Annotated in this window: 16 protein-coding genes; all 16 read right to left on the bottom strand. The window is 37.7% G+C overall.

Annotated elements, in window-relative coordinates; translation table 11 throughout:
• Window positions 1-93: 93 nt before the first annotated feature.
• On the bottom strand, window positions 94-2,700 hold the full coding sequence (locus JZO85_RS11150) for a carbonic anhydrase family protein (protein WP_207108603.1): 2,607 nt from the start codon (window positions 2,698-2,700) through the stop codon (window positions 94-96).
• Between the two features lie 318 nt (window positions 2,701-3,018).
• Window positions 3,019-6,003 (bottom strand): LTA synthase family protein, encoded by a 2,985-nt coding sequence (locus tag JZO85_RS11145; RefSeq protein ID WP_207108602.1) that lies wholly within the window; start codon window positions 6,001-6,003, stop codon window positions 3,019-3,021.
• 103 nt (window positions 6,004-6,106) lie between these two features.
• Window positions 6,107-8,251: a glycosyltransferase family 2 protein gene (locus JZO85_RS11140; RefSeq protein ID WP_207108601.1), complete on the bottom strand. Its 2,145-nt coding sequence runs from the start codon at window positions 8,249-8,251 to the stop codon at window positions 6,107-6,109.
• A 4-nt stretch (window positions 8,252-8,255) separates the two neighbouring features.
• Complete coding sequence (locus tag JZO85_RS11135) at window positions 8,256-11,417, bottom strand: glycosyltransferase (protein ID WP_207108600.1); 3,162 nt, start codon at window positions 11,415-11,417, stop codon at window positions 8,256-8,258.
• Window positions 11,418-11,419: 2 nt separating this feature from the next.
• Window positions 11,420-12,625 carry an ABC transporter ATP-binding protein gene (locus tag JZO85_RS11130; protein WP_207108599.1) on the bottom strand — a complete coding sequence of 402 codons (1,206 nt, stop codon included), beginning with the start codon at window positions 12,623-12,625 and terminating at the stop codon, window positions 11,420-11,422.
• 14 nt (window positions 12,626-12,639) lie between these two features.
• Window positions 12,640-13,452, bottom strand: a complete 813-nt coding sequence (locus tag JZO85_RS11125; RefSeq protein ID WP_207108598.1) for an ABC transporter permease — start codon at window positions 13,450-13,452, stop codon at window positions 12,640-12,642.
• A 337-nt stretch (window positions 13,453-13,789) separates the two neighbouring features.
• A complete protein-coding gene (locus tag JZO85_RS11120; RefSeq protein ID WP_207108597.1) occupies window positions 13,790-14,413 on the bottom strand; it encodes a DUF2922 domain-containing protein in 624 nt (207 codons plus the stop codon).
• 44 nt (window positions 14,414-14,457) lie between these two features.
• Window positions 14,458-14,841 carry a hypothetical protein gene (locus JZO85_RS11115; RefSeq protein ID WP_207108596.1) on the bottom strand — a complete coding sequence of 128 codons (384 nt, stop codon included), beginning with the start codon at window positions 14,839-14,841 and terminating at the stop codon, window positions 14,458-14,460.
• 357 nt (window positions 14,842-15,198) lie between these two features.
• Entirely contained in the window at window positions 15,199-16,461 is a 1,263-nt protein-coding gene (locus JZO85_RS11110) for an EpaQ family protein (RefSeq protein ID WP_207108595.1), read from the bottom strand.
• 20 nt (window positions 16,462-16,481) lie between these two features.
• Window positions 16,482-18,578, bottom strand: coding sequence for a DUF7657 domain-containing protein (locus tag JZO85_RS11105; RefSeq protein WP_207108594.1), 2,097 nt, complete (start codon window positions 18,576-18,578; stop codon window positions 16,482-16,484).
• Window positions 18,550-19,398, bottom strand: a complete 849-nt coding sequence (locus JZO85_RS11100; RefSeq protein WP_242550330.1) for a glycosyltransferase — start codon at window positions 19,396-19,398, stop codon at window positions 18,550-18,552. The genes JZO85_RS11105 and JZO85_RS11100 overlap by 29 nt, the downstream gene beginning before the upstream one ends.
• 29 nt (window positions 19,399-19,427) lie before the next feature.
• Complete coding sequence (rfbD, locus tag JZO85_RS11095; RefSeq protein WP_207108592.1) at window positions 19,428-20,273, bottom strand: dTDP-4-dehydrorhamnose reductase; 846 nt, start codon at window positions 20,271-20,273, stop codon at window positions 19,428-19,430.
• A gap of 155 nt (window positions 20,274-20,428) precedes the next feature.
• On the bottom strand, window positions 20,429-21,457 hold the full coding sequence (rfbB, locus tag JZO85_RS11090) for a dTDP-glucose 4,6-dehydratase (RefSeq protein WP_207108591.1): 1,029 nt from the start codon (window positions 21,455-21,457) through the stop codon (window positions 20,429-20,431).
• A gap of 129 nt (window positions 21,458-21,586) precedes the next feature.
• The gene (gene rfbC / locus JZO85_RS11085) at window positions 21,587-22,168 is read right to left on the bottom strand and encodes a dTDP-4-dehydrorhamnose 3,5-epimerase (protein ID WP_207108590.1); all 582 of its coding nucleotides are present in this window, start codon (window positions 22,166-22,168) and stop codon (window positions 21,587-21,589) included.
• 2 nt (window positions 22,169-22,170) lie between these two features.
• Window positions 22,171-23,040 carry a glucose-1-phosphate thymidylyltransferase RfbA gene (rfbA, locus tag JZO85_RS11080; protein WP_207108589.1) on the bottom strand — a complete coding sequence of 290 codons (870 nt, stop codon included), beginning with the start codon at window positions 23,038-23,040 and terminating at the stop codon, window positions 22,171-22,173.
• 43 nt (window positions 23,041-23,083) lie between these two features.
• On the bottom strand, window positions 23,084-23,845 hold the full coding sequence (locus JZO85_RS11075; protein WP_207108588.1) for a glycosyltransferase: 762 nt from the start codon (window positions 23,843-23,845) through the stop codon (window positions 23,084-23,086).
• Window positions 23,846-23,851 lie beyond the last annotated feature (6 nt).

The following is a 23,851-nucleotide window of genomic DNA, read 5'->3' as shown; positions in this document are numbered from 1 at the left end:
TAAAATCAATTGATTTTACTGCTTTTTGTTCTTTAAAGACGATAATACAATTTATTTTAAATAGTCAAGGTTTTGAAAGTATATTTTTACATTCTAGTCTTGTGGGAATAGATAAATTTTTGAAAATCGGGTTCCTGAAAAAATATGTGATTGCATATTTCCAGCTAATACTTGATGCCATATTCTATTTTCGTTAGAACGATTTCCCCAAAAAATTCCAATATGACAATCATAATTAATATCCGTCCACACAGGATCAAAATAAATGATATCGCCTTTTTGAGCTTTACCGCTTCTTAGCAAAGCGTCTACTGAACCAAATGTATAGTATTCAGTATTACGCATTAGTGCATCACGCCAATTATAAGCATTAGCATAGCTGCCCCAACCTTGTGTAATTCCAGAGATACGGTTTAGATTCCCACCGCTTCTACGCATTACATATGCAACAAAACCCGTACAATTCATTCCTGGTCCATACCCATTAGGTGCGCCATAAGGGCTTAAAAAGGGTTCAGGATTGCTTGAAGATAAGCCACGATACGGTGTGCCCAGGTAGAAACGGTCATTTTGATGGGCAGATAATTCATTAATGACGCTTTGGCGAGAATTTCCAAGATAATGAGATACGCCTCTTCGCTCTCTGACAGCATCACTATTTACATAACCAAACCATTTACCATTAGACTCATATAGTGAATAATACGTCGAACCGTTCATATGTCTATAGTACCATTTGACTTGATATGTCTTATTAATCAGAGAATTCGTTCTCGCTTTCTCTTTCCAATTAAAATTATCCCAAATAGAATAGCCGCTCTTGGTTACAAGTACCGATTTATTTGTAGAAAATCCAGTTCCTTGAGCGCCTCCAGCTTTCGCTGCCCCACCCTCGTTTAGATAACCTTGCCAATTCCCTTTGTTGTCGTATAAAGATAGATACTTTGCTCCATTGAAATGTCGGTACCAACCTGTTACCCGATATGTTTTTTGATACATACTTTTCGTGGAAGTACCATTTTTGAAATTGAAATCTTTCCAGATCGTCCAATTGTTTTTGGTAATTGTCACATATTGATTGGTAGCGTTCCATTTGCCCCCAGGATTATTTACAACCTGTGCGCCGCCCTCGTTTAGATAACCTTGCCAGGTTCCTTTATTATCATATACTGACAGATATTTTGATCCATTATAATGGCGATACCAGCCTGTTACTCGATACGTCTTTTGATACATACTTTTCGTTGAATTACCATTTTTGAAATTGAAATCTTTCCAGATCGTCCAATTGTTTTTGGTAATTGTCACATATTGATTGGTGGTGTTCCATTTGCCCCCAGGATTGTTTACGAGTTTTGCTCCACCCTCATTCAAATAGCCTTGCCAAACTCCTTTATTATCATAGACAGATAGATATTTTGAACCGTTATAATGACGGTACCAACCAGTTACTCGATAGGTTCGTTGACACAAACCCTTTGTCGAACTGCCGGTTTTAAAATTGAAATCTTTCCAAATCGTCCAATTGTTTTTAGTAACAGTGATATATTGATTCGTACTGTTCCATTTTCCACCAGGCGTGTTAAATGTATCCACATAGTCGGCTCTCAAATAGCCTTGCCAAACTCCTTTATTATCATAGACAGATACGTATTTCGAGCCATTGAAATGATTATAATACCCTGTCACACGATAAGTTCGTTGATACATGCTTTTTGTTGAGTTTCCATTTTTAAAATCGAAATCTTTCCAAATTGTCAAACTATCTTTTGTAACGGTCACATATTCATTTGTATCATACCAGATTCCACCAGGATTACTAGCTTTTTGGATTGCATCTCCTCCAACAAAGCCTTTAAATGTTCCACCATTATCATAAATAGCAAAATACTTTTTACCTTCATAATGATAGTACCATTCTTTAACATTGAAAGTCCTTTCAAAAATAGAAGTGGTCGATCCAATTTCTTCAAGACCAGGCTTTTCCCAAATTTTATGATCGTTCTTAACAATAGAATAATAGTCGTTTACCGGATGCTTTTTGCCTGCTTTATCGCTACTTTTTTCGATAGCCGCAGCATTCACAACACCAATTGGTTGATCTGATGAATCCTTCAATGAATAATATTTCGTTCCATCAAAATGATTATAAAAGCCTTCGATTTCAAATGTTCGATCCATTAATTCTTCAGTAGTACCATTCTCTTCAAAATCTGAGGTCAATAATTCCGACGTATCTGAAACAATGCTCCCATAAACATTTTCTTCTGGAAATAATTTTCCTTGTTCTCCTACTGCTTTTTCAGTACTGTTAGGATCGATTAACCCAAGTTCGCTTTCAAACGTTGATAATAAATAATATTTTGTTCCATCATGAATAGCCTCTCGAGCAGCAAAAGTCTTTTGATAATTTTCCTTATTATCATCGATTACATTACCATTCGATTTATCCAACAGCACATAATCTCTATTCATAATAGAAACAAAAAAATTTCCTCCAATAGGTTCATTGTTATTAGACACAGTCTTCTTAATAATTGATTCTTCAGTTACCGATGAAGAATCTACACTCTGATCAGACGATACGGTCGTACTTTCAATTGTATTTATTGAATTTTCTTTTGATTGTACCTTTGAATCAACACTGCTAAAGGTACTACTAATTCTTGTTTCAAGAGAGCTTGTTGAAGACTCCATCACTGATGAGGATTCCTCAGTAGAATACGTAAATCCTAATAAAGGAAGACACAAAATGACTGACAAATAAGATATCAAAAATACTTTTTTTATTTTCATAACCAAACGTTAAGTAATCTATAGATTACTTAACAACCCTCCTGACTTTTTTAATCATTTTATCATAACAAACATATAGATTGGTTTCAAAAAAGCAAAAAAAAGTCAATAAAATTAACTGTTTTAATAGTAACTAGGTTCGAGTCTAGTTTTTTAAAATAAAAATGAACTGCATTGATATTTTTTTGCATTAAAACAATAAAATGTTAAATGCTATAAAAATTATTCTGATGCTCTTTTCATTGCCCATTTAGCAGAATATTGTTTTCCAGCAATTAAATCGTATTGAATCAACATATATTCCTTTATTATTTCTTTTTGTTCTTCGGAAAGTTGGCTTTCCTTCAACACATTATTGTTCTGATCAACAAATTTTCTTTGACCATTATAAACGTTTTGACTACTCGAATTGGGATCATTTGTTGTTGCGGGAATATTATTTAAAACCTCTGTCAACAATGCATAAAATGGTGTTACTTTTAATTGAGCTTGCTCCAAAGCAAGTGAAGGAAATACGTAAGGAGATACAAGAGAATATTTTTCATTCTTTTGATTATTATCCATATACTTATTATTATAAACAAAAAAATTTGTCTCTCGATAATTGTAAGGATATTTAGTGAATTCGTCTTCTTTGTAAATTCCAGGTAAATGATCACCATACCATAACAGCGTAATTGGCTTTTGTATATTATCAATTTCTAATATAAATTTTTCTAATGCCTGATCAGAAAGATTTAAACCTTTCAAATATGTTCTCATAGTATTTCCAGTACTATCTGTGACTATATCCCCGTCGTAATCAAAATCATTTTCTTCATAATAATTATCGTAAGGCATACGATTTTGCATAGTTGAAAGCTGAATAAATTGCGTCCTATTTTCATTTTTTTTAATTTTATCCAGGGTCTCATTATAAGAAGCCTCATCAGAAACATACGGATTATTACCAATTGTTTCTAAGTGTTTAAATCCATCAGGACTTTCTAAATAACGAAAAGTATCAAATCCAAACTTCTTGAAAACATTCATTCGATTATAAAGTGTTCCCCAATAAGGATGTATGGCAGATGACTCATCAAATAAATTTAAAAAACTCGGGGCAACTTTCTGTTTATTTACTAACTGAGTATATGGTGTAGGTAGTGTAGCGTCTAAATTGCTCATATCCATCCCCGTTAATGATTGCCATTCCATATTTGCTGTACCACCACCATAGGCAGATGATAACATTAATCCAGATGTCGTTTTCGATGAAAGACTGTTAACAAAAGGAATCGGATCACGACTCAATTTAATATTTGGCAATCTTGATGGATCGCTAAAGCTCTCACTTAACACAAATACTACAGTTTGATCTTGGGCCCATTCTTTACGACTCTCATTCATCTGAGTAGCTTCTTTATCATATTTTTTCATAATACTTTTAATTTTTTCTTCAGAATATTCTTTGGGTCTGTCCATTATTTTTACATCAATATTATTTATAAATTGGATTAGCGGCCCATTGATCATAGCTCCTTTCCTCTGGTTATAAAACTGACTATCTACTTTAAAGAATCTAAATAATAAATTAGAAGGGGAGTCTTGATGGTTTACCCAAAACAATCCAGAAAAAAGAAATAGCAACATAAAAATCCATAATAAACGCTTTTTAACACTAATTTTCAAGTTATAAAATTTATTTGCTCGATGTTGCAAAATAAAAGTGGAAATTGCTAATATCATTAAAATAAACACTAATACTATAACAATTATAGGGCTAATCATACTTAGTATTTCGCTAATATTTGACAAAAAAAGTAAATCGGAAGGTAGAATAGGTTCCATTCTCAATTTCACTTTTATTACTGTTGAAACGGTCAATAATAAATCGATTATCAGAGTAAATGTAAAAGCATACCAAAAACGCTTAGTTATTAAAAATATTAACAATAGAAATGCCGTTATGATAATAACATTCAAAAAGAGTTGCGCTTGTCTTTGAGTAAATATTGTTAGAACTGCTGAAATTGCTCTATCTTTAGTACGATAATCTGATAGTAAAAATATTTGCAAAGCAGTAAAAAAGTAGTAAAAAACTGCTGATAATATAAGTCTGGAATTAGCATATATCCAGTCTTTAATTTTCAATAGTTTGTCAATCAATTGAAACCAGGAATTAAAAACAAGCTTTCTTTCTATCCACTTATATATAGCGAACTTTTGCACCAGACAAATTACAAGGGCTAAAACAATACATACACTGAAGTAAATACCTATTATCAAAAGAATTCTTTTTGACCATTCAAAAGCCGAGTCAGGGAAAGCGATTTTATATTTTTCAGAGATCTTGTTAATAAGCACTTGCCAGTTAGTAGCAACTTGAGTGGCCACTAGAAAGATTGAAATAGTTTTAAAACTAGATTTAAAGGAACCTATCCTAGCATTATATCTTTCAATACAAATAAATAATAATACTGAATAATAAACTGAAAAAATCGACCATGGAACACTAAATCTATTTGCTGTACTAACATCCAGATGTACATGCATAGAAACCTTAGTCATAAGAATCACTAATAACGAAAGAAAAAATCCACTCAAAATAAAATGCATAAATCGATATCGAAATCTACTTACTATATTGAATCGTCGAATAACGTAACCCATTAAGAATAGATAAGCTACCCATAATATATTATTGCCTCCTGAAAAGCTAAAAATATCTTTTCCAAACATTGTTGGTAAAACCACAAAAAAAATGGATAGAAGTGTAAAACATTTTTTTATATTTGAATTTTGAAATTTATTTAAATGTGTAACTATTAATGGACTCGAGGCAAATACAAATAGAAATGATACCGCGAAGCCAAACAAATTTTGACTTATAGGAAATAAAATTATCCAGTAATCTCTTATATTTACAGATAAACAGAAGATATTTATTATTAATGCAAGCAGCACATACATTAAATACATTCTACCAAGTGGACTAATGAAATTCTTTTTCACGTTTTCGTTGGCATAATAGCCCATATACAACGCTAAAAGGTTTCCCCCCACAGCCGTAAGCGCAAGAAGAATATTGTATATATAAAATCTAGTTGGGTTTTGAGCATATTCAGGAACAACCGTAGCTGTGATGAGAACCCGTTGGATTATCATAAATACGCTCGCGAAAAAAATCGTTATAATCCCATACCTATTTGCTTTTTTCGTTTTCATCTATTTTATTCACCTTTTTTAATAGCCATTATTTTAATCAAAAATTCTAAATACAAGCACACTCACAACCTTTTTATATAAAACCAGACAAGTAGCTGAAAAGCTACTTGCCTATACGCACCGAAAAATCTCCCCCGACCCTAGTTAAATTAGGATTATAGAACGGATCATTCTCAATATAGCTCGCCCATGTCTCTTCCATATACTTAGTCTCTTTTTCGAAGCGGGCTTGTTTTTCTGGCGTGTTTTCGTATCCGCGTGATTGAGATTCGAAATGATATAATTCTGCGCCATGGAGCCATACATTATTATGACCGTTTTCGTATTCTTTCAGGCACAGGTCAACATCATTAAAGGCGACAGTCAGTTCTTCGTTGAAACCGCCGATTTCTGCAAAGTCTTTTGCTCGGATCATCATACAAGCAGCAGTCACTGCTAAATAATCGACATTTATTTCTAGTTTTCCGAAATAGCCAAAATCCCCTCGTGGGAAAGTATGATGCCCATGACCTGCGGCTCCGCCCATTCCAAGGATCACCCCAGCATGCTGGATAGTATTATTCGGATAATATAATTTCGCACCGACACAGCCGATTCGTTCAAATTGGGCGAATGAGACCATCTTGGTCATCCACTCTGGCGTGATGACTTCGGTATCGTTGTTCAAGAACAAGAGATATTTTCCTTTAGCTACCTTAGCGGCCAGATTATTGATGCGAGAATAGTTGAAAGGAATATCGATGGATTCCACGACAAATTTTTCGCCGAGCTGCTTTTTATAACCTGTATAGAGCTCTTGCATTTCAGGCTGATCACTGCCGTTATCTGCCATGATGATTTCATAATTTGTATAGGTCGTTTTCTCAATAATTGAATCGACACAACGTTTTACATCGTCATAGCCGTTGCGTGTAGGGATAATCACACTGACTAGGTCTTCCGAAAGCACTTGATAGTCCACATCATACAAGCCGTTTCCTGCTGCATGGTTGACAGTTGCTTTAATTCCACGACGATCAATTGCATCCTGTACAGCTTTTAATCCAGCATCGAATGCATAGCTTTTCGTTGACTGGTCGGCGGCCGTTGAGCTTGGTAAGATCCGCCAATAATATAGAATTTGTGGAATATGTGCAATCCGCTCAGCTGTGGTTTGTTCAGTGAATCGTAAAACCAAATCATAGTCCTGAGAACCTTCATAACCGACACGAAAGCCGCCAATTTTTTCCATGATCGAACGTCGATAGACTCCTAAGTGAGAAATATAGTTCGTTCCTAATAATAAATCCGGCGACCAATCAGGCTTAAAGGCTGGATCAAATCGTTTGCCGGCCATATCGATTTTGTCTTCATCGCTGTAAATCAAATCTAAATCAGCGTTCTTATTTAGGCATTTTGCTACTTCATACAAAGCAATTGGTGCCAACTCATCATCGTTATCCAGCAGCGCGACGAATTCTCCCGTTGCGATCTCTAATGCCGAATTGGTTGCTTTAGAAATATGGCCGTTTTCAGTACGGAAAACGAGTTTGATGCGAGAGTCTTGGGCTGCATATTTTTCTAATAACGGCCTTACAGTCGCATCAGTGGAATGATCGTCAGCCATACATAACTCCCAATTTGGATAAAATTGGTTTTGAACGGATTCGATGCATTTCGCCAGCCATTTTTCCTCAACATTATAAACCGGCATCAAAATCGAGATTACTGGCTGGTAATCGAATGCTGCGATTTCAGCTTTGATTGCAGCCGCATTCCAGTTTTCATTTTCAGCGATCCATTGTTGATAGCTTTCATCGGATTGCTTGTTTTGTTCCAATTTGATTCGACGCAAAGTGTTCTTTAACCCATTACGTTTTAAGTAACCCAATCCTTTGCGAGCTTTGCCGTATAAAGTGTGGATTTGTGACGGTTGCTTAGGTTCTTTACTGATGTTTTCATTTGGTACAAAGCTAAGGCTTTGCTTATGATCGCCAAAATGAAAATCAAGCACCACCTGTCCTGCCGCCTGCTCTACTTCAATAGTTAAATTAAAGCCCATTTGTAGGCTGGCACTTGTTTTATGAGCGGCAGCAACATCTGAACGAGGAGACCATTCGATTTTTTTGCTTACCACATTTTTCAAGGGAATAGTAATCGTTGGTACTTCCTTTGAATCAAGATCAAGCGCCCAGCCTTTAATCTCTAATTGCTTTGTTTCTGGATTGAACCTGCATTGATCAATGCAAACTTGTTCATTTTTTGCCATCGGATTAGCCTCCTATGCTGAATTGATTTGGATTGATCAATGGATCGTTCAATTCTTGAGAATATTTGTTAGTCAAAGCATCATATGCTTCTTTTTTCACACTAAAATGATTGTCACCTGGATAACGCACTTCAAAGTACGGATCGAAAATCAGTTTCTTCTTTTCCTTTGCTAATCGGATCGAGAAATCGATCCCCTTAATTTCAGTTGGCAGCTCCATATCAAATCCGCCCAAAGAAAGAAACTCGTCCTTACGAATAATCAATACATCTTCAGTCGCTGTGTAAATTTCTCGCGGTAACGCAGGACGGAAATAAGTTCCAATTGTTTTATTGGATAATCCCTGCTGCTCATACACGACACGCTCATTTGCCGGATCAATGATTACACCGCAATTTAGAATAGCTTCATCTTTACTGATAACCTTCCCTGCAACGGCCCCTACTTTTGGCAAGCGAACAAAATTCATCGCTTCTTTTAGCCAAGTAGAATTTGTCGGAACCAACTCTTCCGCTAAGAATACAACAAAATCACCTATCGCCTCTTTGGCCAATTGATTTTCATCCTTACCAGCAAAAATTCGAATACGTCCATCAGTTACTGCTGATTCACTCGCTAAAAGTTCAAAATCATTCCATTCAGTAGCTAAAAGTTCATTTAGCTGTTTTTCGCTTGGTTTCCCGATCAAAACGATCGAAACTTTTGGTTCGGTCTCATAGTTGAAATCGATCTTATAGGCGCCATAATTTTTCGTCATGGTCACGACACCGTTAAGATTACGTCGGTCAAGAGCTGCTTGCAGTGCATTTTGTCCCGCTACATACGCATATTCTTTACTTTGCGGATCCATCGCTACGGATGTTTCAATCGTTCGCCAATGATAGAGGATATTCGGAATATGATAGACCTCTTTTGCCGCTTCAGTTGCCCGTAAGACAAAATCATAATCCTGACTTCCGTTAAACTCTGTTCGCAGTCCGCCAACTGTGTCCACGATTGAGCGCTTCACTACGACAAAATGCGTAATATAATTGTGTCCCAATAATAATGTTTCGTTCCAATTGGGTTTGAAGAATGGATCGAACCGTTTCCCGCTCATGGACAACTTGTCTTCATCGGTATAAATAAATTCACGGCTTTGATCTTCATTCAATGCATTGACTACTGCCAATAACGCGGTATCCGCTAAAATATCATCATTGTCTAAGAACCCAATATAATCCCCTGTTGCGATAGCTATCGCAGAATTAGTCGCCTCTGAGATATGTCCGTTTTTTTCACGAAGAACGATTTTTACCCGTTCGTCCTTTGCCGCCAGTTCTTGTAGTAATGGTTTTATGTGTGCCTTAGGCGAAGCATCGTCTGACAAGCAAAGCTCCCAATTTGGATAAATTTGATCTGTCAGTGATTTCACACACGCACGCAACCATTTTTCATCAACATTATATACCGGCACAACCAAAGAAATTTTTGGTTGGAAAGCGAGTTCCTTTGAGGATTCGATTAGTTGCTCGCGGGCTGATTCTTCGATTTTTGTTATCCATTCTTCATAGTTTGCACTTTGCTGTTTCGAGCGTTGATAGTTCTTAACTGCTCCAACGAACCCGTTGCGCTTGATTGATCCAAGCAGACGACGAATTTTTCTGGTTACTGGAGTACTCACTGCCTTCGAATTTTTCGCCACGATCGGATAAATTCGATGCGGGCCATCAATTACTAGTAATTTTATGTCATCTATTACCTGCATATTTTTAGCAGTTAAAATAAAACCGAATTTTTCAGTAGAGTCGATTCCAAAAACTTCATTGACATCTGGACGATAGATCGAGTTAACTTGAAGTTCATTCACTGATTCAGCTAACAAGTACTCTAATGGCATCTTAGTTTTCTCTGAAAATCCCCAGCCCTTGATGATTGCTTCGTTTTCAGATTCATTATTTTCAATTGATTCAATCGTCAGTTTGATTCCTTCTATTTCAGTGCTTGCTTCCACATAAGGAATATTTTTTAGTTGATAATTATACTTGTCAAAGTAATTCAATTTCAATGTAAGCAAACGATTTTTATTCTTCTCATTCGCAGCATCTTCCATTACTTTAACTTCTGAAGGGAAAAATTCTTCTTCGTTTAATACATTGACATTTACTGTAAATGTCTTGCCTGCTACCAAAGCACCCTCAATGATTACATAGGGCTCTTCTGTAATATCAGGAAACATAAAAAGATCTTCTTGATACCAAGAAGCATTGGTTTCCTTGATGTCTAATAATTTATTATCAACAACAACTGACAGCTGAATTGCTGCAGGGACCTTACCCACCACGATACGTAATTTTTTTGTATTTTCTGGCGCCTGATGAATCGTTGTTTTGTTTTCATTTGTTTGATTGTTAAAAATGTAAGGTTCGATTTCAAACTTGCCATCAATCAAATACGCTAATTGCATTTGTTTATTGTAATTCGAATTGATCGGCTCTACTCGTTCCGGTTGTTCTACGGGTTCTTTGCGCAGTGCGTAAAAATACTGGTAGACTTCTCCAAACGGACGCTTTTTAAAGTCATAACGAACCATTTCCGGAAGTTCCTCATAACTGGCCGACAGCTCATTTTGCCCCACCTGTGAATAAGTAAAATCTTCTCTGTGAACAGTTAATCCGATTCGCTCAAACAATTCTTCAAAGCCATGCTGCGTATAAAAACTATTGTGCGTCCGATCTAGCAAGCCATATTGCTTCCAATCTAACTTATTGTTAAAAAGATCAATCAAGACAGAATTATGTGCCAAGTTGGGAAAGGTCAGCAAAATCTCTCCATTTGGCGCTAAGAATTTGCTTGCCTCCTGCAACGCCTTTTCTGAATCCGTCAAATGCTCCAAAACATCCGCAAATATAATAAAGTCAAATTTCTTCTCTGCGAAATGAGCCTTCCATTTATACTCTTCGATGTTTCCTAAAAAGCCGTCCTGGGCAAAGCCCATGACGTGCTCAAATAAGACCGAATCAAATTCGACGATCGATACTTCACATTTTTTTTCATTGATCAAATATTGAGTCATCCGACCATTGCCGGGCCCAAATTCTAACACAGAAGAACCTTCAGTGATCTGGCTGATGATTTTCCCCACACTCGTATGTTCTTCAAGCGACAAATCAAAATCATACTTCATAATTAAATCGTATCCTTCCACTTATGATCCAAAACGACGATGCCTTCGCCGACATATTTTCCAGAGATGAACATGGTCAAATATCTTGTTTTATAAACCAGCGGCACCGTTGCATTTTCTTCAAAAAGGGCTACGTCAAAATAATACTCGCCGCCTAGAAGTGCCATTTTTTCATATTCCAAATAGAAGATATTCTCGCCCTTTTTCCAGGGAATCGATTCCTCATCCAATAATGTATTCAGTCCGCAAACATAATTATTATCTACTGTACGAATAGCCACACCTAGAACAGGCTTCTTGATGGAATCGTCTTTCACGTTATACGTTACCTTGATAACGACCTTACTATCCTGTTCAACGATTTCCAGCGGCTGCAGATCACCATCCAATAATTCAGCAGAATTGACTTCCACAATATCATAAGCAGAAAAATCCTCCGACGAAGAATTTTCCCGGTCAACTGTTTTCAGAGACTTCTTCTTTAAAAAGTTTTCATAGGTCTCCGTGATTTCCATTGTTTCACCTTCTGCTTCAACAACACCATTTTTCAACCAATAAACTCGGTCACAGAAACGGCGAACCGCATTCACATCATGGGAAACAAATAAAATCGTTTTGCCGGCATTACGCAGTTCGGTGAATTTTTCCATACATTTCAGTTGGAATTCCAAGTCCCCAACTGCCAATGCTTCATCGACAATCAGGATATCAGGATCCACATTGATCGCCACAGCAAACGCCAAACGCACGAACATCCCGCTTGAATACGTTTTGACAGGTTGATACAAATGATCGCCGATATCAGCGAAATTAATAATGTCATCAACTTTATCAGCCATCTCTTCACGAGAGAAGCCTAAAACCATCCCATTGAGGAAAATATTCTCATAACCGCTGTATTCAGGATTGAATCCTGAGCCAAGCTCTAGAAGTGCCGCGATATTTCCTTCGATCTTCACTTCACCTTCTGAAGGAGTCAGTACTCCAGTAATGATCTTCAAGATCGTTGATTTTCCTGAACCGTTCTCTCCGATAAAACCGATCATTTCGCCTTTTTTCACTTGCACATTTACATCGTTCAACGCGTAAAAGACTTCATGATAAACCTTTCTAGTAGGACTTAACGCTTCCTTCAAACGATCAGAAGGCTTTTTATACATATCATATTTCTTTGTTAAGTGGTTGATTTCAATTACTGTTTCAGTCATTTAGATTTATCTCCTTATAGAACATCAGAAAAATGTGGTTTCAGGCGCTTGAAGACAACACTGCCGACCACTAATAGAATCAAAGTTACGACCCAAAAATAGATAGTCAGCAATGGTTTTTCCCAAAACCATTGCTCGCCAAAGAACGCATCTCGGTATCCTTGGACGACATAGAACATTGGATTGAATTTTAATATAAACTGAATCGTTGGATGTGCCGCGAATTGATTGATACTCCATAAAACCGGTGTCCCCCACATCAATGCTTGCATAATAACACCGATAAATTGATTGATATCTGGGAAAAAGGGTTGGATCGAAGAAGTGATCCACGTCAAGCCAGTCAAGAACATCATCATTGCAAAAAGATAATAAATCAGCTGCAGCATATGCAGACTTGGGATTGCATGATTAAAGATCGCTACAATTAAAGCAATCGCAATGAAAAACACATGCATAAATAATCCTGAAAACAATTTAACAGAGGGTAAAATTCGAATGTTGAACACAACTTTTTTTACTAAATAGCTGTATTCACGAAAAACATTCGTTGCCGAGCCCAATACTTCAGAGAAGTACATCCATGGCACCAACCCTGTTAATAGAAAAACAATGAATGGATATTTTCCATCGGTCATGGCCGCCTTGAACCCCACCCCAAACACAAACCAATAGGTTACGACCATCACTAGCGGATTAGCAAAGGCCCAAAAAATACCAAGAGCCGATCCAGCATAGCGTGCCTTGAAATCATTTACGGAAAACTGTTTTAGTAGGGTACGATTTTGAAAAATTTCTTTAAAAAAACTCAGTAAGTCTTTGAACATGTTTATTCCTCTCATCCAACTCTTTATTTATTATTTCTACAGTTGATTAACGTTATTATTCTACAGAAAGATATATGTAAAAGCAAGGTTATTAAGAAAAGCTTCGGTAATTGAACACTCGCTCATTCGCCTGTCAATTTCCCTTAATAGCAACAAAAATGAGCTTAACGTATCTTTCTAAGCCAAATCTATTTTATGAGGACTTTTTGCTTTTTCCATACATTGAAGCACACGCCAAATAGCCCGCTAAATTAGCGAGCTAAAAATTTTATTAAGTTTTCACTACTACTCATTTCACCCCATACCAACGTTGGATTTTCGATGGGATGAACACTGCTTATTCTCTTTTCCGGATACGATCAAGCAGCCGCTTTCGTTTTTTCTTCGGTGTAGGTGGCGGTGCCTGCGGGATCTCAGCGGACTCCGCCACCTTTCGTCTTTCTGTCAAAATGAGCTTGGCTGGCTGTTCTGTGTCGTCGATCTGGATATCTTCTAATGTATATCCGTCAGGCACACAGGCCGTGATAATCGACAGCGCTTCGCTCTGATACATTTCTCTTGGATTCATTTCCGCCGGCAGTTCAATTGTTTGGATTAATACATTGGGTTCAGGCTTTTCTTCAGAGACCTGAAGCATTGTTGCTGGCTGAGCGTCCTCGGCCATTTCAGGTTCTGGTCTCGTTTCCTCCACAGCGCGTACGGGAGCCTCCGCTTGAATGGACGGCTCCGCCGCTGGTTTCAGACTATCGTCAAAAAGCTCTGTCTCAATCGTTTCGACCAAAGTCGCATGCTTGACCTTTTTATATAAGCCGACACCCTTTCGTTCAAATAGGTTCAGCTGCGTTAACTTGGTTAAGGACGCTTTGATTTCCGCGCCCGTTTTCGTGGGATCCACATTTTTAAAGCGCAAATGTTGGGATTTGCCGTTGCTGTTTTCAAATTCTGCATCTAATGTGAACATGCTTTTCCTTCCTTTCATTCATTTTTTTCCTCACCTGTTCTTCGTCATGAACCTGCTAATCCTGCTAAAGGTTCTTTAATAAACTGGGTATATAGCGCGTGTATTTTTTCAGCAATATATGTTTTTGCGGGAAATAATTTAATCGTTAACAGCCGCCATTCCTTTTTCTCGAAATAGGCCGCAAAATAACTGTAAAAGCGACGCATCGCAGCCGTTGAGCGGGTCTGTAAAAAAATGTGCCGTACCAGCCGCTTCAGCAGCATTGAAAAATCTGCCGCCTCCAGCTCATCTCGTACTTGAAGCGCTACCAAAATTTGGATGGCGCCATTTCCGTCGTTGGTTTTTTTATAATAATGAGTGACGCGTCTTTCCAATGTCTTGCGAGTCAATGTAAAGAGCTGTCGTCTGCTCAACCCATAATCTTCCATGTGTACCTCCTTCTCTATTGATACTTATTTTTACTTGAGATCTCTACACACATAAAATAACCCTTTTGTCATGGGGTTTTCAATATCATAATGTTTATTTTAAATTAACATAATGAATTATCCGCCCTGAATATACAGTTAATAATAAGTTATCCGTCATAAAATAATGAGTAAATATCTATTTCTCATTATCATGCTAGTTAAATGAGAATTCCCTAATCGTATTTACGAACTGGTTTCCTTCTTTGCTTATAAAAATACCCTTATTGAATTCATTGCTAGTAGCAAAATTCAATAAGGGTATAAAAATTTCCATTTCAGCATGTAGCGTACCACATGGGTTTATGTGTAAATTGACTAGTAGCCCCGGCGATTTCTCCGTGTCGGTCTTAAATCAAACTCTTCATCTTCTGACGGATCAAACACGTTGACTGAATAGTCGAAAGTATCCTCAGCTTCAGGATTTCTCTGCCAAGCAAGTCCTAACAAACAAAATGTAATTGGGATCCAATAGGGAGCCATCAAGGTATCTTCCATTGTAGATTGAAGGAGTACTGCGAAAAAGGCGATAATAAAACTTAGCTGGCCCGCTTGAGTCGTTTCCTTAACAATAATCAACCAAACGTTATATAAAATAAATAGACTCATCAACACTAAACCAACCAAACCAAATTGTCCTAAAGTGGCATTATAACTGTTATGGTTTCCTAAAACCTGTTGACCGCGTTGAAACGTAAATGGCGGCATTCCCACAAAAAACTGCTCTTTTACTTTAAATAAGGTATCGTAAAAATGTTTCCAAATATCTTCTCGTCCTGTAAACAAATCAATATTACTTGAATTTGCCAAAAACAACGATAAGGGAAAAATTCCGATCAAAAAGACACTGTAGCCAATCCCATAAACCCACTTGATTTTTTCTTTTAAGAAGTTGGGCCATAGATCGAAGATTACAAAAACAACGACTGCAATAAACGCTGCTTGCGATTGAACGACCCATGTACAGGCTAAAGCTAAAAAGTAGATAGGGTATTTCAAAAGCTTCGCCCAAGTCCATTCAAGCGACTGTAATAACGTTGCGGCTAAAAAACTAGAGCACATCACACTGCTGCCAATAGTGTTTGTATTTATCCAAATTTCTTGCAGCTTATTACTTTTATCCCAGATACTTATCCCAGCGGCGGGCTCAGGGATCTCTGTGAATATTCGATAGGCAGTAATCAATAAAACCAGTGTCATCAATCCGGCAAATATCAACCGCATGCCTTTAACAAACTTGACTAACTTAAAGTCCAATACCACAAAAATAATCAATGCGATTGTAATATCTTGTAGAAAACCAGCTTGTCTTAGTCCGTCAAATTGATGAAAAAAGATAATTGAAAGTATCGCCACACCAATCCAAATCAGATCATCTCTTTTTAAACGATAAAAGTTCAATAATAAAACGATCGTTGCTCCTATCGGCATATAGCGATTCATACTCGCATAAATATTGAACATCCCCTGTGTACCGATGCCCTTGGTCCAAAGGAAAAAGCACAGTAAGGTCATCCCGATCAGAATGCATGCACTAATTAAATTTAAAATATTTGACGTGCTTTTTTTTACTAGTTCCATTTTTTTCCTCCGAACCTCGATTAGTTAATATATCCATCTTCAGCAGGCGCTGGTTGAGGGATATCTTGATAACTGTCTGTTCCGCCAATTGGGGCAATATTCGCCTCTGCTTCTGCTTGGGCCTCATCAGAAGTAAAGCTCAAACGATAAATCGTCCATTTATCCTTATCGGGACCATATAATTGTTCAAATTGCGCATAATTTAATGGATTATAATCTTCCAGCGGACGTTTGCTGATCACATATTTGATACCCAGTTTTTTACAATCAGTAAAATTGAGATTAACAGTAAAATTATCCGGTCGATCTAAACGAAATTCCGTTTTTCCTTTATCAATAAATGCTCGCACATGCGCATACCGATTATAAATTTCTTCATTTTTATGTTTAGGATCAATCTTGTGCCATAATTCCATATCTGGATAAAAGCGCACAGAATTAATCGTTTTGACTCCCAATGCAGGAGTAAAATTATAAAGGTTGTCTTCTGATAGCCATAAAGCATTGGGATCCTCTTTTTTGATTTTTACTATTTCTTCAGCTAAGGTCTTTTTATCAATCGCACCAGTCCCTTTAACGACTGGGTTAATAGAAAGTCCCGAAACTAATACAAGAGCAGTCATTGCTAGAATAAAAAACTTTTTCAATTTGAATAGCAAGCTAAACATAATCAAAGCAAAAACGACTAAGGTCATAAATATCTCAAAATTATTGAAATACAGTCCCATTATCGAAGAAACCACAGAATGAGTAGCCAAAATCATAACAAGACTTAGAAAAATCAATTTTATCCACCAGGTGATTCGCGCATATTCCCAGATGAAATTGATCATCCATAAGGATAATAGAACAGCAGCAAAGCCAAATGTTACTAAGCTCCGAGTACTAGTTACGTAAGTCAGCATCAAAGCTTTCGCAATTCCATGACTATATCCAAAATACGTCCAACCGAAGATGAATAAGCAGAACAAACCTAAAATCGCGCCAAGATACTTCTCTTCTCTTCCTTTTTTTGAAAAGAAAATAAAGGGTGATAAGAGTACGGTCAATGGAAAGAAATTGAAATAGGAAGCGACTTCCCCATTGTTCGTTCCATGAAAATTAAAATTATCAAACGGAATTTTCCAGTTTGTCAAAAACAGAAAGAAGTCAGAAGGTGGACGTCCCCCACCTTCGGCCTCTCGATGGCCAGGATAGATTGTATTGAGCGTCGCGTCGATCGCATCCTTTGAGGTGCTGTAAAAATGATAAAGCACGACCCCGATAATTCCTAGACCGCCAATAATGATCGGCAGGTCCCACACATCTATTACCAGCTCTTTTCTAAAATGAATCAATGTACCAAACAACCAAAACAATATCAAATATGCTAATGGCACCTGATGAGCTGGATACAGTACTAAAACAAAGCCGATCCCATTGATAACAATCAGACACATCATTAACAGTCGCTGCAGCACATTCTCATGTTTCGCAATATAATAATAGCTAGCCACCATGATTGCTAGTGTGAAAAACATCAAGTCGCCAACATGCTGCATGAACCACCACTGAATAGAGGGTGAGAAGGTGATCCAGAATGAACCCAGCAGTGAAAGATATTTGTTGCGTTTAGTCAAAATCATGACCATCTCAAAGCTCAATAGAAGCATCGCAATGATTTTGAAGCCCCAATAAAAGGACAGTCCCCGTTCCTTACCTAAAAAGAAAAAGCCCCAATTGAACGGTTTGCCAATCACCGTCAAATCCTTAACAGGTGAGTTGTAAGCGATGATCATATTCTGGCCTTCTTTGCCGTAATGCTTATTCACAACTGGATAGTCACTCTCAGCCTGTGAAAAGTAAAACGGTGTCTGCACCATCCACTCATCTGAACGGACCTCTCGGTTTTCTCCGAAGATAACATCAGACTTCTTATCATCACTACGTTCAGAAACGATCTTATCCCAAGAACCGATTGAGCTTCCATTTAAATTCAATACCACAATTAAAATAAGAAATAGTACACCGATAATATAGCGAAAACGGATAAACTGATCAACGATCCACACAAGCGGGTTCGTTCTCGTTTCTTCATATGGTACTTCCTTAGTTCGCTTTTGTGCCCTTGTTTCCATTGTTTCCTCCTGAGAATAAAAATTTAAATGTCATTTTTCCATAGTTAAATTTACCCGTTAATAATTGTTTGCATCCACGGAGCAATAATTGCCTGCGATATTGAGAAAACAATTGTTTGTCATATAAAGAATAATAGCATTTTTCAGCCTGAATGATTGCTTGATAACGAGAAAAATTCATTTGATTCACATAATCTAACACAGATAACTGATGCTGCAGTTCATGCAACAAGATTTTTATTTGCTTTTTTTCTGTAAAAATCCGCCAGCTCAACCAATGATCCAAGTAATCTAAGTGAAACTCTACATTGTAGCCGCCAATTTCGTTTAAGAAGCTTGTTCGAAGCGCTGCGGCTGAATTGATCACCATAATATCTTGAGAATATGTTTGACCTTTTTTAGGTAGTTCTGTATGTAATGGACGTAATGTATCACTGCGTACAGGTGAGATTTGCTGCTCATTATCTTTGATGATCGGTGCTATAGCTGCTACTGTTTGCGGCAAGTTGTGAGATGCTGTGATCAGCTCTACTAAGTATTCGTTTGTAAGTGTTGTATCTTGATCTAATGTTACTAGCCACTCAGTCTCTTCGCCGCGTTGCTTCAACGCATAATTATATGCCTGAGCCAAACCAACGTTTTTTGAGCTGTGATAATAAAGAAATCGTTCATCTAGATTCTCTGGCTCGTTAGCATGTTGACTATTATCAAAGAGCCATACTCGCTTGATCTCCGGAAAATTGTTTGAAGTGAGAAGCTTGTTCAGACTTTTGATCGTTGACGATTCTGAAAACGTCATATTGTATAAAACTACAATCATTTCAAACAAACTTCTCACCCCATAGATTTTTATTGTTTTTCTTCTAATTCAAGAAAGCTGGCTAACGCCTCTTGCCAAGTTGGAATCTCAAAACCTAAAGCTTGTGCTTTGCTTAGGTCCATAATTGAATATTGCGGACGTGTCGCTTTTTGCGGATACTCTTCTGAAGTTACAGGTGCTACTTCAACATCTGTATCTTTTAAAATTTCCTTCGCGAATTCATACCAAGAACAGCTATTTTCATTCGATAAGTGATACACGCCAAAAGGTACTTTTTTCTCAATCACAAACGCCATAAATTCAGCTAAGGTACGTGTCCATGTCGGACGTCCGAATTGATCATTCACAACAGTCAATCGATCATGGGTTTTAGCCAAGTTTTGCATTGTATAAATAAAGTTGTGCCCATAAATACCAAATACCCAAGAGGTACGGATGATATAGTAATCATCCATAATTTCTTGAACAGCTTTTTCTCCAAGAAGCTTTGTCCGGCCGTATTCACTTAATGGATTAGTCGCATCATCGACTTGATACATGCCGTCTTTTTTCTTGCCATCAAAAACATAGTCTGTACTGATATAGACTAACGTTGAACCAGCAGCTTTTGCTGCTTCAGCAACATTGCGCGTACCCTCAACATTGATTTTTTCATCAAGTGCTTTGCCTTCATCTTCTGCTTTGTCAACAGCAGTATATGCTGCACAATGATAGATAGTTTCTGGTTTCATGTCAGTAATAAACTTGTGTGTGGCTTCTTTATCTGTGATATCCAACTGATCTGCATCTGTTGAAACATACTCCATATGCTTTTCATCAAGCAAATAACGCAGCTCTGTACCTAATTGTCCATGTCCACCTGTAATTAAGATCATGTTTATCTACTCCTTGTGTATTCATTTAGTAAAAAAGTCTTCCAGCAGTTTGCTTTCTTCTTAAGCAGCCAGAATCACTGTTAAAACTGAAAAACAGCATACTCAACAGTCTGACTCGCAAAAAGGCAGGTAGCACCTGCCTCATTTAATTTGTATTATTGGCCGTTTTTCGCGTAGTTGTTTTCGACCGCTTCTTTTTCGGCACGCCACCAGTCTTCATGCTCTGTATACCATTGGATGGTATCTTTCATTCCAGCACGGAAGTTTGTAAACTCTGGGGTCCAGCCTAATTCTTCTCTTAATTTAGTAGAATCGATCGCATAACGCAAATCATGTCCTGCACGATCCCTTACATGGTCATAACCGTCTTTGGGTTGCCCCATTTCTTCTAAAATGATTTCCATTACGGTTTTATTGTCTTCTTCGCCATCGGCACCGATTAAATACGTCTCGCCGATCTTCCCTTTAGTCAAAATCGCCCAAACAGCAGAAGAATGATCATTCGTATGGATCCAGTCACGTACATTTTTCCCGTCACCATAAAGTTTTGGACGAATACCGCTCAAAATATTCGTAATTTGCCGTGGAATGAATTTCTCAATGTGTTGATAAGGTCCGTAGTTGTTCGAGCAATTTGAGATTGTTGCTTGTAAACCAAATGAACGAACCCAAGCTTTGACTAATAAGTCTGAACCAGCTTTAGTAGATGAATAAGGACTTGATGGATTGTAAGGTGTTTCTGAAGTAAATTTTTCCCCTTCACCTTCTCCATGCCCTGGCAAATCTTCTCTCAATGGAAGATCTCCATAAACTTCATCCGTTGAAACATGATGGTAGCGCACATTATTCTTGCGACAGGCTTCAATCAATGTATAGGTTCCAATAATATTTGTTTGTACAAATGGGAATGGATCCTTCAATGAATTGTCATTATGAGATTCAGCTGCATAGTGAACAACCGCATCTGTATCTTTAACTAAGCGTTCCACTAACTCAGCATCAGCGATATCTCCAACGACTAATTCTACTCGTTCCTCAGGAAGCCCAGCAAGATTTTCTTTGTTTCCAGCGTACGTTAGCTTGTCTAAAACTGTCACATGAACTTCTGGATGATTGTTTACAACATAATGAACAAAGTTAGAGCCAATAAAACCCGCTCCGCCTGTTACGATAATATTTTTCATCTATACTTTACTCCTATTTCGTATTAAAGTACTCATTTAAAAAAACTTAGAAACTGAGTTTGATTCATAAAACATAGTCAATCTGTTGAACTATTTATTCTTTTATACTGCAAAAATGAACTTGCCCTCTTAGATTTCACCGTAGACAAAGGGATTTTCAGTTTCAAATTCTTTCAAAGTCGGTTGTTTTGCGTCTTTTTCTGACGTGATAGCTTTTTCAATAGCGATCGGCCAATCAATTGCTAAATCGGGATCAGCAAATGAAATACCGCCATCTGCTTCTGCATCATAGTAATTGTCGCATTTGTACATGAAGTTGACGTTTGGCGTCAGAGTAACAAAACCATGGGCAAAACCGCGAGGTACTAACAACTGACGATGATTATGCTCCGAAAGAATGTAGCCTTCCCATTTTCCATAAGTCGGACTGCCTTTGCGGATATCTACGATCACATCTAGGACCGCACCTGTTACAACACGAATCAGCTTCGTCTGTGCAGATTTGCCTTTTTGGAAATGCAGACCGCGTAAAACCCCCGGTTGGGTCGATAGTGAATGATTGTCTTGAATAAAATCAAAATCAATCCCCGCTGCCTTGAAATCTTCCACGGAGTAGCTTTCCGTAAAGAATCCCCGATGATCTCCGAATACAGCAGGTTCTAAAATTTTTACATCTGTTAAATTTGTTTCTGTTACTTTGATTTTTCCCATGTCTATTCCTCTTCTGCTAAACGTAATAGATATTGACCATATTGGTTTTTCTTCAATGGCTGTGCAAGTTCAACTAAATCTTCTTTAGTGATATAACCCATTCGATAAGAAATTTCTTCTAAGCAGGCTACTTTTAGATTTTGGCGTTTTTCAATCGTCGAAATAAAAGTAGAAGCTTCTAACAATGATTCGTGCGTACCTGTGTCTAACCAAGCAAAGCCACGGCTCATCACTTCTACAGATAATCTATTGCGTTTCAAATATTCTTTATTGACATCCGTAATCTCTAACTCACCGCGCTCAGATGGCTGAATATTTTTGGCAATCTCAACTACATCGTTATCATAGAAATACAAGCCAGTTACAGCATAATGCGATTTTGGTTTTTCCGGTTTTTCTTCAATTGAAACAGCTTGCATATCGCCATCAAATTCCACCACGCCAAATCGCTCTGGATCATTCACATGATAGCCGAAGACCGTCGCACCCTCTGTTTTCTTCGCGGCACGCTGCAACATACGTGATAATCCGTCGCCATAATAAATGTTGTCCCCTAAAACTAGACAGACACTATCATCGCCAATAAACTCTTCTCCAATAATAAATGCTTGAGCCAAGCCGTCCGGACTTTCTTGCACCGCATATTCGATATGGATCCCCAATTCATGCCCATCACCGAAAAGATTTTCAAAGCGTGGCGTGTCTTGTGGTGTCGAGATGATCAAAATTTCATTGATTCCTGCCAACATTAACGTAGACATTGGGTAGTAGATCATTGGTTTATCGTAAACCGGCATTAATTGTTTCGAAGTTGCTTTGGTTAGAGGATATAAGCGTGTGCCGCTACCCCCTGCTAGAATAATTCCTTTCATACTTACGCTCCTTTTTTTGCATACGAACACATTATACCCGATGTTAGGTATTAGAAAAATCGTTTTGCTGTTTTTTTTTGAATTCTTTTATTCTTTTTCTAACTAATTTCAAGGCGTTCCATCGCCATTTAAACTGCTGAACTCGTGAAGCAGTGGTTTTTATCTCTGATGCATTCAACCCATGACGACGATAATATACCAGCTGTTCAGGAATAAATACCACACCATGATAATAATCGGCCAGCAATCCAATCCACATGTCATGCATCGGTACTTCAGCTGGAATTGGTAAAATGATTTTTTTCAGCTCTGAACGAAAAGCCATCCCGGCACCAATATAGCTGCTCTTCACGATGTTATGCCAGAACCCAGAATGGGTGTGGCGCATCGCTTGATAAGAGGGCACTAAAACTTCGAGATCATTATCCACGATAATCAAATCAGAAACGACCACTTTTGTTCTCGAATTGTCAAAATATGGCAGCGTCCTTTTAACTTTGTCCACATGCCAGAGATCATCCTGATCACTTAAAAAAATGATCGGATGCTTACTGTGCTGGATGGCATTAGCAAAATTCGCGATCAGACCTTTTCCTTCATTTTGAAAAAGCTTGACGCGTGGATCACTTACTTGTAAGTCTAATAAAAATTCCCACGTGCCATCTGTGGAATGGTCGTCGGAAATAATCAACTCATCATGCTCTGAAAGCTGCGGGAATATGCTGTTCAATTGTTCCTCAATAAAGTGACGCCCGTTGTATGTCGCCATACAAACGGAGATTCGCGTATTGGACTGCTTTTGCATTCCCTA

The sequence above is a fragment of the Candidatus Enterococcus murrayae genome, from assembly GCF_017315985.1.
GTDB lineage: Bacteria > Bacillota > Bacilli > Lactobacillales > Enterococcaceae > Enterococcus_A > Enterococcus_A murrayae.
This window is presented reverse-complemented; position numbering and strand designations above follow the sequence as displayed.